Source organism: Wolbachia endosymbiont (group B) of Ischnura elegans (assembly GCF_947251585.1).
Taxonomy (GTDB): domain Bacteria; phylum Pseudomonadota; class Alphaproteobacteria; order Rickettsiales; family Anaplasmataceae; genus Wolbachia.
The window spans coordinates 1,550,973-1,569,226 of sequence record NZ_OX366371.1 but is presented as its reverse complement, the minus strand read 5'-3'; the positions used below and the strand labels follow the sequence as shown (position 1 = coordinate 1,569,226).

At 33.5% G+C, this 18,254-nt stretch carries 16 protein-coding genes; 10 read left to right on the top strand and 6 right to left on the bottom strand.

Translation table 11 applies throughout. The features are described 5' to 3' along the window. Positions 1–16 precede the first annotated feature (16 nt). Genes OPR58_RS08030 through OPR58_RS08020 form a run of 3 tightly spaced genes read left to right on the top strand, consistent with a single transcriptional unit; the run spans position 17 to position 6,331 of the window. A complete protein-coding gene (locus tag OPR58_RS08030) occupies positions 17–4,687 on the top strand; it encodes an NAD-glutamate dehydrogenase (RefSeq protein WP_265022413.1) in 4,671 nt (1,556 codons plus the stop codon). 5 nt (positions 4,688–4,692) lie between these two features. After that, a complete protein-coding gene (gene tatB / locus OPR58_RS08025; RefSeq protein ID WP_010401887.1) occupies positions 4,693–4,983 on the top strand; it encodes a Sec-independent protein translocase subunit TatB in 291 nt (96 codons plus the stop codon). Next, positions 4,955–6,331, top strand: a complete 1,377-nt coding sequence (locus tag OPR58_RS08020) for a PleD family two-component system response regulator (protein WP_010401888.1) — start codon at positions 4,955–4,957, stop codon at positions 6,329–6,331. Before tatB ends, OPR58_RS08020 begins: the two co-directional genes overlap by 29 nt. Positions 6,332–6,353: 22 nt before the next feature. Here the strand turns inward: OPR58_RS08020 and recO are convergent, their stop codons facing one another. Continuing rightward, positions 6,354–7,082 carry a DNA repair protein RecO gene (gene recO, locus OPR58_RS08015; RefSeq protein WP_007302913.1) on the bottom strand — a complete coding sequence of 243 codons (729 nt, stop codon included), beginning with the start codon at positions 7,080–7,082 and terminating at the stop codon, positions 6,354–6,356. 133 nt (positions 7,083–7,215) lie between these two features. Between recO and OPR58_RS08010 the strand changes: the two genes are divergently transcribed. After that, a complete protein-coding gene (locus tag OPR58_RS08010; protein WP_265022412.1) occupies positions 7,216–7,806 on the top strand; it encodes a hypothetical protein in 591 nt (196 codons plus the stop codon). A gap of 52 nt (positions 7,807–7,858) precedes the next feature. Here the strand turns inward: OPR58_RS08010 and OPR58_RS08005 are convergent, their stop codons facing one another. After that, a complete protein-coding gene (locus OPR58_RS08005; RefSeq protein ID WP_029237605.1) occupies positions 7,859–8,197 on the bottom strand; it encodes an outer membrane protein assembly factor BamE in 339 nt (112 codons plus the stop codon). 129 nt (positions 8,198–8,326) lie between these two features. On the opposite strand from OPR58_RS08005, the gene OPR58_RS08000 reads away from it, so the two are divergent. The 3 genes from OPR58_RS08000 (at position 8,327) to OPR58_RS07990 (ending at position 9,898) form a co-directional block, all read left to right on the top strand. Beyond that, positions 8,327–9,316 (top strand): ribonucleotide-diphosphate reductase subunit beta, encoded by a 990-nt coding sequence (locus tag OPR58_RS08000; protein ID WP_264730695.1) that lies wholly within the window; start codon positions 8,327–8,329, stop codon positions 9,314–9,316. A gap of 131 nt (positions 9,317–9,447) precedes the next feature. Next, entirely contained in the window at positions 9,448–9,717 is a 270-nt protein-coding gene (locus OPR58_RS07995) for an ankyrin repeat domain-containing protein (RefSeq protein ID WP_265022411.1), read from the top strand. A gap of 4 nt (positions 9,718–9,721) precedes the next feature. Continuing rightward, on the top strand, positions 9,722–9,898 hold the full coding sequence (locus OPR58_RS07990; protein WP_265022410.1) for a hypothetical protein: 177 nt from the start codon (positions 9,722–9,724) through the stop codon (positions 9,896–9,898). A gap of 410 nt (positions 9,899–10,308) precedes the next feature. Here OPR58_RS07990 and OPR58_RS07985 read toward each other — a convergent pair whose 3' ends face one another. From OPR58_RS07985 to ygfZ, 3 genes are all read right to left on the bottom strand, one after another. Beyond that, complete coding sequence (locus OPR58_RS07985) at positions 10,309–11,268, bottom strand: IS5 family transposase (protein WP_265022212.1); 960 nt, start codon at positions 11,266–11,268, stop codon at positions 10,309–10,311. Between the two features lie 821 nt (positions 11,269–12,089). Beyond that, the gene (locus OPR58_RS07980) at positions 12,090–12,806 is read right to left on the bottom strand and encodes a hypothetical protein (protein ID WP_265022409.1); all 717 of its coding nucleotides are present in this window, start codon (positions 12,804–12,806) and stop codon (positions 12,090–12,092) included. 129 nt (positions 12,807–12,935) lie between these two features. Beyond that, entirely contained in the window at positions 12,936–13,733 is a 798-nt protein-coding gene (gene ygfZ / locus OPR58_RS07975; protein ID WP_265022408.1) for a CAF17-like 4Fe-4S cluster assembly/insertion protein YgfZ, read from the bottom strand. Between the two features lie 112 nt (positions 13,734–13,845). On the opposite strand from ygfZ, the gene OPR58_RS07970 reads away from it, so the two are divergent. After that, a complete protein-coding gene (locus tag OPR58_RS07970) occupies positions 13,846–14,136 on the top strand; it encodes a co-chaperone GroES (RefSeq protein WP_265022407.1) in 291 nt (96 codons plus the stop codon). 89 nt (positions 14,137–14,225) lie between these two features. Next, entirely contained in the window at positions 14,226–15,884 is a 1,659-nt protein-coding gene (groL, locus tag OPR58_RS07965) for a chaperonin GroEL (protein ID WP_264377856.1), read from the top strand. A gap of 424 nt (positions 15,885–16,308) precedes the next feature. Here the strand turns inward: groL and tnpC are convergent, their stop codons facing one another. After that, on the bottom strand, positions 16,309–17,652 hold the full coding sequence (gene tnpC / locus OPR58_RS07960; protein WP_265022247.1) for an IS66 family transposase: 1,344 nt from the start codon (positions 17,650–17,652) through the stop codon (positions 16,309–16,311). 129 nt (positions 17,653–17,781) lie between these two features. On the opposite strand from tnpC, the gene OPR58_RS07955 reads away from it, so the two are divergent. Further along, positions 17,782–18,222 carry a protein-disulfide reductase DsbD domain-containing protein gene (locus OPR58_RS07955; protein ID WP_265022406.1) on the top strand — a complete coding sequence of 147 codons (441 nt, stop codon included), beginning with the start codon at positions 17,782–17,784 and terminating at the stop codon, positions 18,220–18,222. The last annotated feature ends 32 nt before the right edge of the window (positions 18,223–18,254 follow it).

The following is an 18,254-nucleotide window of genomic DNA, read 5'->3' as shown; positions in this document are numbered from 1 at the left end:
ATTTTTGTTTTGAAAAATGTGTATAAGTCATAATGTTAATGTTGAGTCTTTATTTAAGCTAGTTGATCAAGGGAATAAAAAAGAGAAAGAAAAAATTAAAGAGTTTATACAGTACTTTTATAATTTTGTTTATAATAGTGACCTAAAAGTCAACGATAAATTTCTTTTATACATTGCAGAAGATGCATACAACTTCATTCTTAAAAAAGAAAAAGAAGAAAGTAAATTGGCAGTAAGTAATGTAAATGATATTTCAGGAATAGAAGGCAATTTCACTATAATTAAAATCACAAATTATGACATGCCCTTTTTAGTGGATTCTGTCATTTCCACTATTAAGTCACACGGTTTAACTATATGCTATTATAGTAACAGCATAATTAATGTTCAAAGAAAAAATAGCCTAATAGATAAAATTCATCTTTTGGAAGAAAGTAATGGAATCAAAGAGTCAGTAATATATGTAATTATTAAAGGCATAAGTGGTAGCTTTGTTGATACACTAGAAGAATCTCTACGAAAGACGCTAAAAGCAGTTAACTGCGTTGTAAAGGACTGGCAATTGATGCTCAAGAAGCTTCTTGAGCATCCGGCATTGGATGCTGGAGGCAGAGATTTTCTAGCTTGGTTGAAAAATAACAATTTTGTATTTTTAGGTTATCAAGAATACATTACTAATAAAGAAGGAAAGCTTGCTCTAAGTGGTAAGGAGAGCCTCGGGTTAATGAGAGCAAGTGAAGAGTACCAAAATTCATCAATTTTTTCTGAAAGCTTGAATTCTTTATACATACTAAGATCAGACCTAATCTCAATAGTTCATCGGCGTACCTATATGAATTGTATAGGAGTGAAAGAATTTAATGATCAGGGTGATGTAATAAGGGAACAGCATTTTTTTGGGCTATTTACTTCTATAGCAGAAGTGCAAGATATTCGAACTATTCCGGTAATAAAGGATAAGGTTACAACAATAGAAAAAAAGGCAGGATTTGTTCCTGGTGGCCATAACAATAAAGCTTTAATTTCCATTTTACAGGCATTTTCTTGTGACGAATTATTCCAATCAAATGAAGATGAGTTATTTGAAATTTGCACCTCGATCATGTCTCTTGCGATTAGACCAAGAGTCAAATTATTTTTGAGAAAGGTAGGGAACTTTATTAGTTGCATAGTATTGATACCGATGCGTTATGCTAGTGCAAGACTAATGTTTAAGATACGCGATATATTGAAAGATGAAACGAATGCAGAAAGTTCAGATATTTATAACAATCACATTATCAATGAATATGATTTGATGAAATTACACGTGGTGCTAAGAACCAAAAGCGCTAGCGTTTTTGATGATGAAGTTTTGCGTATCGAAAACAAGTTAAGAAACATTACAGAAAAGTGGGAAGATCGTTTTATAGACAATTTATATAATACTTTTAGCACTGTTGAGGATATATTTATCCGCTATTGCAAGGCATTTCCGATAAGTTATCAAGAGAATTTTGAACCTCATGATGCGTATTATGATATGAAAAAATTGGAGATAGTGAGAAAGAAAAAAGTCAGCGAAGTTGATTTGAGGCTTACTCGTGACAATCTCAACTATCAATTGAAGGTTTACACTCCAAGCAACGGAGGCCTTGAATTGTCAAAGATATTAAAGGTTACTAAGAATTTAGGGGCTAAGATTCTATCTCATAATGGTTATTATATAGAAATCAACGGTGGAATATGGATACATCATTTTGTGTTGTCAAGAGTTGATGAATTAATAGACAACATTACTTTAAAAGAGCAGTTTGAGGTAACACTTGTAAAAGTGTTCAGCAAGGAAATAAAAAATGACTATTTTAACAGCTTGATCATTATTGCTGGGCTCGAGTGGAAGGAAGTGCTTCTGATTAGAGCGCTAAGCGCCTACCTAAAGCAGACATCATTTAGCTATAACCCAGAATATATCCAGAAAGTAGTATCAGAGTATCCAAAAGTAGTAAGGTATTTAGTAGAATTATTTCATTCAAGATTTGATACTAAAATAGATATTGATAGGGCAGAAACTACTAGCATTTTGATAGAAAAAATTGAAGAACTACTAAAAGAGATCAGCAACGTTTCACATGATTACGTTTTGCGTTCGATATTTAACTTGATAATGGCAATTTTGAGAACCAGTTATTATCAAGATGATAAGCCATACTTATCTATCAAATTTGATTCAAGTAAAATAAATGGTTTACCTGACCCGCGCCCATACCGTGAATTGTATGTTTATTCAAACCTTTTTGAGGGAATACATCTAAGAGGAGGGAAGTTGGCTCGTGGTGGTTTGAGATGGTCGGATAGAACGGAAGATTTTCGCACTGAAGTTTTGGGACTCATGAAAGCCCAGATGACAAAAAATGCGGTCATTGTACCTGTTGGCGCAAAGGGTGGGTTTGTAATAAAGCAAGTTTATAAAGACAAAAACATTTTAAGGGAGAAAGGTGTTGAATGCTATAAGAATTTCATCAGAGGAATGCTTGATATTACTGATAATGTAGTTGATGGTAAAATAACTCCACCAGAAAATGTGATTAGGTATGACGAAGATGATCCATATTTGGTAGTTGCAGCAGATAAAGGCACTGCTTCATTTTCTGATTATGCAAACGAAATATCCTCTGAATGTAACTTTTGGCTCGAAGATGCATTTGCATCTGGTGGATCAGCAGGTTATGACCACAAAAAGATGGGTATTACAGCAAGAGGTGCATGGATTGCAGCACAACGCCATTTTTGGAGAATGAATAAGGATATTTACCAGGATACAACTGTTATTGGAATTGGAGATATGGCTGGCGATCTATTTGGGAACGGCATGCTGCTTTCAAGAAATATGAGTTTAATTGGAGCATTTAATCATATGCATATTTTTGTTGATCCAAATCCTGATGCGGAAAAGAGTTTCGTGGAGCGTAAACGGCTCTTTGAATTACCGTTTTCCACTTGGATGGATTACAATAGAGATTTGATTTCTCATGGTGGCGGGGTATTTGAACGTAGTAGCAAACAAGTAGAAATTTCTCAAGAAATGAAAAAGTGCTTTGATATAACGGAAGATACATTATCTCCAAATGATTTGATTCGATATTTGCTCAAGGCAAAAGTGGATTTCATATGGAATGGAGGAATTGGCACCTTTGTTAAGGCAAAAAGTGAAAGCCATGGCATGGTTGGCGATAAAGCAAATGATGAATTAAGAGTAAACGGTCATGATATTAGAGCTTCTATGTTTATAGAGGGTGGCAACCTTGGTTGCACGCAGCTTGGAAGGGTAGAATACGCTAAAATAGGTGGGTATATCAATGCAGATTTTATTGATAATTCAGCAGGAGTAATATGTTCTGATCTTGAAGTTAACATCAAGATTGCTTTTGTTGCAATTATGAAAGAAGGGGGAATTTCCTTGGAAAAAAGGAATGAAATACTGGCTAGCATGATAGATGAAGTTGCATCTAAGGTACTTGAAAACCATAACAGGATTGAAACAAAAGCATTGCTTCTTGAGTGCTTGCAAGCTAAAGAAAAGTTGGAGCAGCACCATAAATTATTACTCAGTTTAGAGAAATTTGGGCTGCTAAACCGAGATGTAGAATTTCTTCCAGCTGAAGAAGAGGTAGCAAGAATGTTAACTGATGGAGAAGGTTTCTGTTCTCCTCAGCTTTCTGTTCTGATGTCTTATGCAAGAACAGCAATAAAAAATGAAGTTATACACTCTGAGCTACCTGAAAAAGATTTTTTGTGCCGTGATTACTTACTAAATTACTTTCCACAAAGGATGGTAACAGAGTTCAAGGATTCCATATTGAAACACCAACTTTGTAGGGAAATTATTTCTACTTGCATTACAAACGATGTAGTAAATAGGATGGGCTGTATATTTATTAATAATTTGGTTGAGAGTACTGGAATTAAAGTACATGAAGCAGTTAACATATATATCGTTGTTAATCACCTATATAATTTAAGTAGCCTTTGGCAGAAAATTGATGAATTGGATGGAAAAATTGATGTTGATTCATATTTGCAAGTAGTGAGAAGTGTGCAAAAATTTATTGGTAGGGTATCATTTTGGTTAGTAAAAAATCTTGGTAAGCTTAATCTTGTAGAACTAGATGGTGTTACAAAATTTAGGGGTGCAATTGAAACTTTAGGCCATGATATTTTAGATGAGCACCTATTAGAGGTCTATAATCATGGATTAGCTTCTTTGTTAGAGCTTAACATAAATAAAGATCTAGCAAAAAGGGTTGCTGATCTACGTATTCTTATTTATGCGCTGGACGTTATATCTGTTGCTGAGCAGACATCTTTGTCCATCCTTGAGGCTGGTAGAATATACTTTGAATTAAAGTCGCTGCTAAGATTTGATATGATTAGAACAGTTGCTGGCAAGATGAAAAGCCATTCTTCCTATTGGGATCGCAGCTTAATTAATGATTTATTAGATGATTTAAGCAATTATCAACATAAGCTAGCTGTTAAAGTTATAAAAGCTACTGATAATCATGTAGACAAGGTTCAAACTTGGGCTATTAATGATAAGGATTATATAGAGCGCTACAATAGCTTTTTAGATGAGATGGTCGCTTATAAACTTGATTTAAGTAAATTAATACTCATAATCAGAAGAGTTAAAATACTTGCTTCATAGGAAAAATGTTTAATATAGGTCTGTCAGAAGTTTTAGTTGTAGCTTTAGTGAGTATAATTGTTCTTGATAAAAGTAAAGTACCTGTATTTCTTAATCTTATTAAAAATATATATAGGTATTTCTGGGTTGTAAAATCAAGAGTTAGGAAATTGTTGAAGGATACCGGAATTAAAGAATTATATGAAGAGCATAACGTTGAAAAAGTCAATTACATAATTGGTGAAGATGGCAAGCTTTATCCTACTTACAATGTAGATAGTACAAAAAATGACAGCAAAAATCCTAGTAGTAGATGATATACCATCTAATGTTAAGCTTTTGGAGGCTCAGCTAAAAGCAGAGTACTATACAGTTATTGTAGCTTATGATGGCGAGGAGGCGATAGATTTAGTAGCGGAACAGCAGCCAGATATTATCTTACTTGATGTCATGATGCCAAAAATGAGTGGTTTTGAGGTTTGTAAGAAGCTAAAGAATGATCCCTTAACGACTTATATTCCAATAATTATGGTAACTGCGCTGCATGACACTCATGATAGAGTGGAAGGAATTAATGCTGGTGCGGATGACTTTCTAACTAAGCCGATAGATGAAACTGCTTTATCTGCAAGAATTAAGTCTCTTGTGCGCTTAAAGATGATAATAGATGAGTTGTGCTTGAGAGGAGAAACTAATGCTGAGATTGGTGGAGTAGCAGAAAGCAGTATTATGGATTATTCTAATCAGATTTTTGATGCTAACATACTTGTTGTAGATGAGGACACCTTTCAAGCAGAGCAGATACACAATGTTCTAAAGCAACGCTTCAGATCAATTAAAATACTGCACGATCCAAAAGAAGCATTAAAGGTTGGTATTAAGGATAATTACGACCTGATTATTTCTGACATGCAGTTTTCAAAAACTGACGGCCTACGGTTGTGTTCTAAGTTTCGTAGTAAAGTAGAAACACGTTATACACCAATTCTGATCCTTTCTGAAGATTATGATAAAAGCAATTTAGTAAAGGCACTTGATGTAGGTGCTAATGATTATTTAACAGTACCTTTAGATGAGAGTGAATTAATAGCTAGGGTTAATTTGCAAGTGAAACGCAAAAGGTATCAAGATGCCTTGAGAATGAATTTATTTAATAATGTGGAAATGTCTATAAAGGATCCATTAACTAACTGTTATAATAGAAGATATTTTGATGCACACTTAAGAAATATTGTTAAGGATTCTGTGGAAAAAGATAGAAGTTTATCTCTTATGATACTTGATATAGATTATTTTAAGATGGTGAATGATAACTTTGGGCATAATGCTGGAGATGAACTTTTAAAGGAAATACAGAAAAGAATTTCTGAAAATATCAGAGTGACAGATTTATTAGCTAGGTTTGGTGGTGAGGAATTTGTTGTTGTAATGCCAGATACCAATGTATCAGATGCGTATACTATTGCAGAGAGAATAAGGAAAATTATTGCCAAAGAACCTTTTATACTTGTGGATAAAAATACAACCCATAATTTAACTGTGAGCATTGGAATTTCAGCAATGCAAAGATCTGACCTTGATGATGTTAAAAAATTTATAGTACGTGCTGACAAATATTTATATAAAGCAAAAAACAGTGGTAGAAATAGAGTGGTTACTGGTTGAAGTTCTTTTAAATAAGTAGTAACTAAGATTCAAATGATAGCATAAAATTTCTCAACTCCGGAAATTTCGCATTTAACTGCAGAAATAGATATTTATTTAAAAAATACCCTGTAATTTTTAACCCTAGTCTGAATTCTTGATATGAGTAGCTATTTTGTAGGTTGTTATTGTATACATCATGCAACATCTGTGGAAAAGGTAGTAATTTATCTGCATAACAGTCACCTACTTTTTTTGACACTGCTCTACCAGTTTTTGGAGAAATAAATTGTAGATTTTCTTTCACACCTGTTACAGCACATTTTGATAGGTCTAACTTAAATCCAAGTTGCGTAAGAAGCAGAAGCTCTAAGTTAAGGTAATGACTTTGCCAAAACTGGCTATTATGTTTTATTACATCGATGAAGTGTCTAAAATTATCATACAACTTGATGCAGGATTCACTTTCTGGAAGCACTTTTTCTAATATAGACGAGAAAGAAACAATAGCAATGCTTTTTAACCTATCTTGAAAGAAATGATGAAATGGAGATTCAATCAATTCGCACTTTAAAAAACCTAGATTTTCAGGTAGCTTAGCACTCCATTCTGCATGTAATAGATTACTTATTTGAAACTTATAATTGCTATTGTTTGTTAACCTAGTTAATCCTCTGCACTTTCCATGATTTTTTGTAAATAGAGAAAGAATTAAATTTTTATCACCGTATTTTTTAACAGCTATAATAACACCTTCATCTTTCCATCTCATTTAGAGTATATTGACCATATGATATTATAGAGATAATAAAATTAGTGTAGCAAATTTGAGTTTAAGTCAACTGAAATATATTGACTTTATGTGCAATATTAGCTTTAAACCAGTAAAACAAGCTGCTTAACATATGCGCCCTCTCTATTTTAATTATATTCTTCTTTTGTCTCTATGTTGTTTTTTGCTTTTTTCAATGAAAGCCCAAACGAATGATTCATCAGTTATTCCTATACCACAAAGAAAAAAAGAATTAGTTGAGTTAGTACAACCGAGGCAAATTATTGAAATACAGGAAATTGATGAGGGTATTCCAATTCCCAAAAGAAAAAAGGGTGTAGAAAGAAAACTAAGAGAAGACATCAAAGAGGTGAAAAATGAAATAAGAGATAAGAAAAATATTGAGAACAAAGATGATGAATTGGCTGTAACAGAAATTATTAATTCTATAAGGGATAAACTGACAGAGTGTTGGAGCATTCCTGAGGGCATAGTTTATAAAGAAAATTTTAGTATAAAAATTAACTTATTATTATCCAGTAAAGGCGAGATCGTTGTAGCCAACGTAGCAGATAGTAGTTCTTATCAAAATAATCCTCTTTTTAGATCAGCAGCAGATAATGCAATGCGTGCAGTGTATAAATGTAGCCCGTTAATTGGCTTACCTGCTGAGCAGCATCACATTTGGCGCGAAGTCACGTTAGATTTTATTCTAAATAGGTGAATTTACGTTACCTGAATTAGTTACTTGTGATGAAAAATAGATCAGCAAATTTTCAATCAACAACAGCTAAAGACCTTTCTGCAACGTTGATTTCTCTTATATCTGTAACTTCGTCATTCTGATTAAACGAAATTTGCAGAGACTTACTACTGTACTTCCTTTTTCCCAAGAAGTTAGCTTGTTTAATTTTATATGAGACATAGTACCAAACATTTTCGTCGAACTTTGATACTAATGTTGGCAATCCTAAAGTATGAACCACTTTTTCTCTATCATCACCTACTTTTATTTTGCTCCACAGTTCAACATTAATGCCAGGAACTCCGTGATTATAGATAGTGTGCATGCAGCCTACTGAAAACAGCAAAACAGAAAATATTAATACTCGCATTTTGTCAATTAGTTATTTGAAATCATAATACACTGATAAACTATCTGTCGTCAAATTTCAAAAAAGTTAAATTGACTGATTCTCAATATCATTTAATATAATATTTACTTCAAAATAATTAGGTACCTTATGTCGTTGCTAGAAGCAGATCCAATATACAAGCCTTTTAATTATCCTTGGGCATATGATGCATGGTTGCAGCAACAAAGGATACACTGGATACCTGAAGAAGTTCCGCTTGCTGATGATGTGAAAGATTGGAAAACTAAACTTTCTAATGTAGAGAAAAATTTATTGACCCAGATTTTTAGGTTTTTTACTCAAGCAGATATTGAAGTAAATAATTGCTATATGAGGCATTATTCAAATATATTTAAGCCAACAGAAATATGTATGATGCTTGCAAGCTTTTCCAATATGGAGACTATACACATTGCAGCCTATTCATACCTTCTAGATACGATTGGCATACCAGAAAGTGAATATCAAGCATTCTTAAAATATGATGCTATGAGAAAGAAGTATGAATACATGTTAGAATTTGAGGAAAGTAAAAAGCACGATAAAAAACATGTTGCTAAAACTTTAGCAGTATTTGGTGCCTTCACTGAAGGATTGCAGTTATTTGCATCATTTGCAATTTTGCTCAATTTTCAACGGTTTGGAAAAATGAAAGGTATGGGGCAAATAATTGCTTGGTCAGCACGTGACGAAACCTTGCACACCAATTCAATTATCAATTTGTTCAATACGTTTATTAAAGAGAATAATGAAATTTGGAATGACGAGTTCAAAGAAGAATTATATTCTGCATGTCGCACTATTGTTGAACTTGAAGATGAATTTATAAGTCTTGCTTTTGATTTAGGAGATGTTGAAGGGCTATCTGCAGAGGAAGTGCGCAATTATATACGTTACATAGCAAACAGAAGGTTAACGCAATTAGGTCTTAAATCTATATATAATGTTCAAGATAACCCTATTCCGTGGCTTGATGAAATACTAAATGGCGTGGAACATACAAATTTCTTTGAAAATAGAGTAACAGAGTATAGCCGTGCAGCAACTCAAGGCACTTGGGAGGAAGCTTTTGCTAAAAAAGATACAAAAAGTGAATAGCAGTAACTTCACCCTTTTTTATCGTTTCAACGGAAGCTTGCGATACATATCAAAGGTGGAAGGAGGAAGAATTTGATATAAATCATCTATTTAGCTTAGAGAAAAGAGAGTATAGATATAAAGTTACATTATTGCATGTAATAGTTGGAGATTTTGATTGCTTAGAGGAGAAGAAGAAGTTAATACGATATCTATTAGACAAAGGTGCTAATGTTAATGCACGAGATTCTTTTGGAAAAACTCCTTTGCACAATAGTCATGACAAAGAGGTAACACAAATTTTACTAGATGCAGGTACTAATCTTTTTATAAAGGATCATTATGGAATGACTGCAAGAAAACATGCCCGTGATGAATCAAAGCAGCTTTTAAAAAAGGCAGAAGATAAATACAAGCAATAAAGCAATGAAATTTGGTGCTATTGTTGGTATTACGGCTGGAGTGGGAGTTGGTAATGGACTTTTTGCTGCTGCTGGTCTTTCATTACTAATATCGGCTTTTATTGGCGCAGCTGTTGCTATAGCAAGCAATAGGGTTTGTTGTTTTTGGTATTACATATGCAATGTCAAAGCAGGTTCCTAGTGAGAAGCTAGATAGCGTTGATGCAGAACAAAAAGCTAGTACAGCGGCAAGTATGGTAGTGTAGTTAAGTAAAAAAAGGAAGAAGAGACTTCTTCCTTTTTTCTCCAAATTTTTTATATATAATTGAGAACAAAAAAACTGTTGATAACTCTGAAAAAGATCAAAAAAGACATCAAAAAGAGTATGATTAGATTGAAATATTTACAGAAAAACTTACTCAATTGATAAATATCTTAACACTTTTTTGATAAAAGACAAATAGAGGGTCGTATTGGAGCTAAAGGTTGAAATTTTAAGTGTTTTTAAAGTAGCAATTTAATCTTAAAGAGGTACTTTAATAGTTCCTTTTAAGTACTAATCCGGAGGGGCTTTGTTGCATAGCACTGATAGGCATGTAAATCACAATGAACTTACGCAGCTAATTTAAATTTAGCCATACCAATATCAGTAAATTTGTTCAGTAAGTAGCACTTAATTAACAGCTCTTTTTCACGATTTACCTCTGATTTATTTTTCAAGCCAAACCCAAATATTTGCTTCAACCTATAGAAAAAGACTTCAATATAAGACCGTGCTCCATACTTAACTTTTTTCTTCCATTCATTAATACCATCTTCATAATTCTCATATGACCTAATTCTACTAATATACTTGTTTCTTTCTGATAAGTAGTCAGCTAAACAAATTTTAGTATCCTTCCTAGGGCGAATAATAGGCACAATATTGTATTTTCTGCATTCTTTATACACACTTTTTATATCATAAGCCGCATCTGCTCGAATAGAACAAATGTTATATTTATCACTGACTTCTTCTAACATATCGCAGACCGGCAAATAGTCTACAGCAACACCACTAGTGTAGTTCATGCTTATTGCTTTCTTATCATTTATGTTTAAAATAACATGTAATTTTCTTACTTGACCATAACCACTGTATTTTCTTTTTCGAATATTAAGCTTACTATGCCCACCGTTATTATTGTAGATACTAACTCTAGTGCTATCTACGGCAATTTCAACATTTTCCAGATCATCTTTATTGCTTCTATGGTCATCAATCTTCAAATTAAGCTTTTTAAATCTTCTGGAAGCTTGTGTATAGCTGATAATCTTAAGTTTTTTGCCTATTTGTACCATATAACCTTTTACAAAACCTACAGCTTGTCTCAAGCCAATTCTAAAAAGATGAACTATTATGTGTATTAAAATTACAACTTTATCACTATAAGTGTTATTGCCACCTGCAACTTTTGGACTATTTTCATACCAATTTTCTATGGCTTGATTAACAAAATGAAAAACATTTCCTCTTTTTTTTAGAAACTCATTATATTCTCTTTGGTTACTTACTCTCATTTTTTGTGGCATAAGTTATACTTGTTTGAAAAATGCCTATTTTACAACAAAATGCGTTAGTAACCATAAGCTTTTCTCCTTACAATAACCTCAACCAACACTAGCTATGCAACAAAGCCATCCGGAGGTTCGATAGGTTGTTGTTTAAAAGATTGGCGGATATTTTTGTTAGTATCGAAAATTACATAATGTATATTATGGAAAATATAAGAAACACAAGCTTTCAGCAAGAGAAAATGCAATTTTTGCTCTTCTCAAACAGCATAAAAAAGTGCCTGTTGAACCTCCAGATTAATGCTCAAAAATGTTCAATTGATACTTTAAAAGTATTACTTTAAAAATACCTAAAGTATCACTTCAAAAGCACTTAAAAATTTTATCTTTTAGCTCCAATACGACCCTCTATTTGTCTTTTATCAAAAAAGTGTTAAGATATTTATCAATTGAGTAAGTTTTTCTGTAAATATTTCAATCTAATCATACTCTTTTTGATGTCTTTTTTGATCTTTTTCAGAGTTATCAACAGTTTTTTTGTTCTCAATTATATATATATTAGTATTTGGAGATCATATTTATTATAGATCTCCAAAGTACTCAGAAATGTAAAATTATATACTCTACTAGGTTATCAACTTAGTTATTAACAATTCTGTGAATAACTTAAACAAGAAAAAGGTGCTTTTGCTTGAGCGTCATTCTTTATGGTTACACATATTGTCAGGATAAGATATCTAGGTATTTTAGATACCAAGGTATCTAAAATCCTGTTAAGGGTATCTAGATACCTCAAAAAATTTGAAGAAGCTTCTTCTTCCTTTTTTTACTTAACTACACTACAATACTTGCCGCTGTACTAGCTTTTGTTCTGCGTCAACGCTATCTAGCTTCTCACTAGGCTTTGATATTTTATATGTAATACCACCAGCAACAAGTCCTGTTACTAGAGCAGCAGCTACAGCTATGCCAATTAAAGTCAGCATTTGTAATGCAACACCAGCAGCAAAAAGTCCACCACCAACTGCTAATGCAGTTACAACACTACAAACACTACCAACTCTAATTGCTCTATTAGTTGCTATGCTTTTTTCAATTTTATAAATCTCGTTTAGTGTATCCTGGTCTTTATTTTCTTTTAAGAAAATCTTAAGAAAATCTTTTTGATTAAGAACTCCTTTAACATCAAGAACTTCTTTTAATACACCATTCTCCTTAGCTAGATTTATAATAAGTCTAATGTATGAATAATATTTTAACATAATAGCACTTTGAAGCGGTGTAATTAATTCATATTGTGATATCTTTCCAATAAGAAATTCTTTTAATATACCATTCTCTTTAGCTACATCTATAATAGATTGAACGCTTCTATAATGCTCTTTCATTATAGCATAGACAAAAATTTTAGAGTGTAATCCAGGGAAATGAAGAACAGTAAGCAAATCCTTTTTTTCAACTTTTTTGAGAAGAGCAGTAATATCCTTTCTCTTTTCTATTGCAGATATTAACTCAGTGTATAAATCATACATATTGTTCGTTTGTGAAATCTTCATATCTCAAAATATCAAACCGTAATTAAAAAGTATTTTAATTATCATACATTTAAGTAAGAAAGTCAACAATTTAACTAAGTATCACAAACACTTAAACAAGAAAAAGGTGCTTTTACCCGAATAGATATTTTATAACGTCTTAATGCTAACTCCACCGACATATAAATTTGCGTGGCTTTTTCCAGTATTAAGCAATGCAAGTCCAATATTGTCGACACTAGAGCGTAGTTCTCCTACTTCTTCATTATGTTTACTGATTACTTTAGTGCCAATATTTGGAAGTGCATTTTTTCCCTCAACAAGGTAAAGTTTCCTTCTGAATTTTTCTTGTCTGCTCATTCGATTTACAACTTCCTGACCTATATAGCACCCTTTATTAAAGCTTATACCATTTATCTTATCGATTAAATATTGCAGCGGAAATGATGAATTTTGCACCATATCTTTTGCTCCATCTGGGACAAGGTTTTTAATTCTAACTTTTTCATACTGAATAAAATCTCCAACCGGTTCTTTTATTTCATCTTCATGTATGATCCTCATTCCTAGCAGCTTGTGCCTTGGATCTTGAAAAATAACTTGTGACTTACTACTACACTTCGCCAACTTAGCATCAAACAAAACTCCAACCTTATATAGTGAACTAATGTCTTTAATCCTCACTCTAAGGTAAGTTTTGAGCAAGTCTAATTTTTCAATTATTTGCTGTAGATGGGCATTTTCACACTCCAAATAAATATATTTATCATGCTCAATGAGGAAAAAATCGTACAGATATTTTCCCTGAGGGTTGAGTAATAAAGAGTAAATTGCCTGCTGGCTACTTAGTTTATTAATATCATTTGTTATAACACCCTGAAGAAAATCTCTCGTATCTGGTCCGTATAAAGATATTAGACTACGGTTTGCTAGCGGTATGTAACCCATAAAACTTCTGTTCAAACCTTAATTATACACTTTTACTAACTCCAACCCTTGAAATGTAACCTTTAGATGACTACATAGAATTGTAGGTTAATCTATTAATGAGGAAACATAAATGTCAAGTGTAAATTTGAATGTATTAGATGATAACGTGCTAATAAAGCCTATTACTGAAGAAAAACAAGGTGGAATTGTACTACCATCAAGTGCTGAAAAGAAGCCTACTAAAGGTGAAGTTATAGCAATTGGTAGTGGTTCACGCAACTCAAGCGGAGAGCGTATAGCTTTAACTGTAAAAACTGGTGATAAGGTTTTCTACAGTCAGTGGGCTGGGAAAGAAGTAGAGCATGATAATGAAAAGTATGTCGTGATGAAGGAGTCAGACCTACTTGCTGTTATCAAGTAGGTATTCCTATTTTACTAAACTAATGCACTATATAGTGCATTATGTATTTTAATATTCTAAATTTTTTATTAATTTAAGGAGTGATAAAAATGGCTAACATAGTAGTATCAGGCGAACAGTTGCAAGAAGCCTTTCGTGAAGTTGCAGCAATGGTTGACTCAACGGTGGGAGCAACTGCAGGCCCTAGGGGAAATACAGTAGGAATTAGCAAGCCATATGGTGGACCAGAGGTCACAAAGGATGGCTATAAGGTAATGAAAGGTATAAAGCCTGAAAAACCATTACACTCTGCGATAGTAAGCACCATTGCTCAAAGTGCTTCTCAGTGTAATGACAAAGTTGGTGATGGTACCACAACATGCTCAATACTGACTAGCAATATGATAATGGAAGCTTCAAAGTCAATTGCAGCTGGAAATGATCGTATTTGTATCAAAAATGGAATACAGAAGGCAAAAGATGTGATATTAAAGGAGATTACATCAATGTCTCGCACAATTTCTTTAGAGAAAATGGATGAAGTTGCACAAGTTGCAATAATTTCTGCAAATGGTGATAAAGATATTGGTAATAGCATTGCTGATGCTGTTAAAAAGGTTGGAAAAGAAGGCGTCATCACTGTTGAAGAGAGTAAGGGTTCAAAAGAATTAGAAGTTGAACTTACAACTGGTATGCAGTTTGACCGTGGTTATCTCTCTCCATACTTTGTTACAAATAATGAAAAGATGAGCGTGGAACTTGATGATCCATATTTGCTGATTACAGAAAAAAAACTTAATATTATTCAACCTTTACTTCCTATTCTTGAGGCTATTTTTAAGTCTGGTAAACCTTTGTTTATCATTGCAGAAGATGTTGAAGGTGAAGCATTAAGCACTTTAGTGATCAACAAATTACGTGGTCTAAAAGTTGCTGCAGTAAAAGCTCCAGGTTTTGGTGATAGGAGAAAGGAGATGCTCGAAGATATAGCAGCTTTAACAGGTGCTAAGTATGTCATAAAAGATGAGCTTGGAATCAAGATGGAAGATTTGACTCTTGAAGATCTTGGTACTGCTAAAAATGTTAAAATCACTAAAGACAATACCACAATTGTTAGTGAAGACAGCGACTCTGATAAAAAAAACAGAGTAGATGCTAGAGTTAACCAGATTAAATCTCAGATTGAAACTTCAACCTCTGATTATGATAAAGAAAAGCTGAGAGAGCGTTTAGCGAAATTATCAGGCGGCGTTGCTGTGCTCAAAGTTGGTGGAGCAACCGAAGTAGAAGTAAAAGAACGCAGAGATAGAGTTGAAGATGCACTTCACGCAACAAGAGCTGCAATTGAAGAAGGTATAGTTCCCGGTGGTGGAGTTGCACTTCTTTACGCTGCATCTGCTCTTGATAAGCTAAAAGCTTCAAGCGATGAAGAGCAAATAGGTATCAACATTGTCAAAAAAGTTCTCAGTGCTCCAATCAAAAGATTGGTTAAAAATGCTGGTCTTGAATCTGCTGTTATAATTGACTATTTGATTAAGCAGAATGATAAAGAGCTTATATACAACGTTGAGGCTATGAACTACGCTAATGCATCAACAGCTGGTGTAATTGATCCGGCAAAAGTAGTTCGTATTGCTTTTGAAACGGCAGTGTCTGTAGCAAGCGCACTTATTACTACTGAATCTATGATAGTTGATCTACCAAACAAAGAAGAAAATGCTTCATCACCTATGGGTGCAGGAGCAATGGGCGGAATGGGTGGATTCTAAGTAAACAAGAGCCTTGGAGCAAGTTGCTCCAAGGTATCTTTCTAGTTCTAAAAAGTCTTACATTTATAAAGGAAATAAATTTGTGACTTTCTATGCAAAGCCACTACTATTTATATTTGTTACGTCTCTTTAATATTATAACTGCTTAAAAATAAAAAAATAATATATGAAAGTTATAATTGCTACTATATTTGTATTAGCATAATATTATATTAACAAATGATTTATATAATATTTTTATTATAATAGATAGAACTTAAATTATTTTCTTCATAAATAGAGTATTTATGAAAATACGTATATACTCAATCCTACTTTTACTTTTTTCTTGCACTCAATTGTGCGCTGAAGAAGAAGTTGCAAAATTTGATCTGCTCATTGGTAAGGTAAATAAAGCAAGTAACCGTTCACGGAATATTCCCAATTAGGCAGGAATAGCGACTAAATTCTGTAGTTTCTGGACAGGATTCTGATCATTCAAACGTGCAGTCAAAAATATCGAAAGCATTCTTTCAATGAACTTTTCTCCACGTTCTGACCAAGTGAAAAAACTATTTTTACGATAAATGACGTACCGTCTAGCCTGACGTTCTGCAAGGTTATTGGTTGTCTCGATCAGATCAGGATTGCGCACGAATCTCCACATCATATCTTCAGAACGTAGTATATTGGCAGCCATTCTCGAGGCCTGAGTTCCTTTTGCAACCCTTGTTATCTCTCGCAAAAAATGTTTCACCCTTTTTCGAATCTTCCTCATTAACCGGAAAAATCTTAAATTGTCTATCAGGTTTTGTTTACGTGCTCTATCTACCACAAATACCCTGTTGCTCAGCGATTTTAATGCTGCGCCAATTCTGCTCACTTCAACATTTTTACTGTAAAAAAACCTTTCAAAGTCCCTTGCTAAATGGGCCCAGCATATCTGTCTGTTTTCACGATTAAAGTAATTATACGCAGCATACCTATCGCTTATAACTATTCCATCATACTCTGGCAATAGCCCTTTTAATATCTTCTTTCCGCGAGATCCAACTAACTTCATAAGTGTTGCTGTTTTATTCGTTACTACCCAACTCCAACCTTTCTTTCCCTGGTTCCTATGGCTTGTTTCATCTATATGTAAATACTTGCTTTTCCGTAGCTCTTCTCTTATTTTTTCGTATTCAGATATACATTTTTCTGATACTCTACCCTCGGTCTTTGATACCAAACCTAGGCTTATATTCAGATTAAATATGCTGCTCAAAATTTGCTGTACTTCCCTTTTTGAATTGATAAAAAATCCACTAAAACTGCTAATTACTGCTTTTGCATTAGCTCCTAAAAGATCCCTTGTCACACCTTCAGGCAGACTAGCTGAGATCCTTTTCTTACACGCCTTACAGTAGCCTTTTTGTAGCCTATATTCAGTCACTATCGGTTTAATTTTTGGCAATTCAACCTTTTGATGCACAGTTTCTTCTTCTAAAATAACTTGGCTTCCACACATGCAAATTGTATCAATTGAACATTTTACCACCTCATCTGCTACCATCAATTCCCGCTTGTGCGCTTCATGTCCTGGCTGCCCGCCTGGTTTTTTATCGCTCTTCTTTTTTGTCTTTTTGCGATATACATCTTGCGATGGTGGCAGCGATGAATTTTTTGAATTTAAACCCAGCTTATCCTCTAGCTCAATTATTTTTGTCCTTAACTTATCATTCTCTGCTTTCAGAGTACCAACTTCTGACTCCAATACCACAATCTTTTCTTGTAGCACCTCTATCATCAACCCCTCATCTATCTAGTTTATTGTTTTTTATACTAATTATGCAATTTTTGTAAACTACTTTCTTATACCGTGAATGGACAAAGTTGATAAGCCTAAACGCCATCATGTCTTTAGGAGAGTCTGCTAATGAAGGCTCTTAAGTTGACGCCATTGCGTGAACGGTTACATAAAGCAAACCTTACCATTGAAGGCGCAATAAAGGTTACAATAAAACCAGGTTGGCATATATATTACAAAGACCCTGGAGATTTCGGCCTTCCTACTTCCTTTGACTGTCAGGGTAACATATCAAATATAGATATTCATTGGCCTACTCCCAAGGAACATGAAGATAAAGTTGGGGAAGTTACATTTGTTAGTAACATATATGAAGATATGGTGTTATTTCCCTTTAAAAACAATATCATTCTAAATCAGGAATACGCTGATATTAACTTTCATATAAAGTACGCAATATGTAAAGATAGGTGTATCCCTAAAAATGCCGAGATAAAAACCAGTCAACCACTAAAGGATTTTATAGATTCTGATATCAATAAACTCATAAATGAGTGGTATGAAAAATAGAGCTCCCAGCGAGCAAGTGATAGTTATACGAT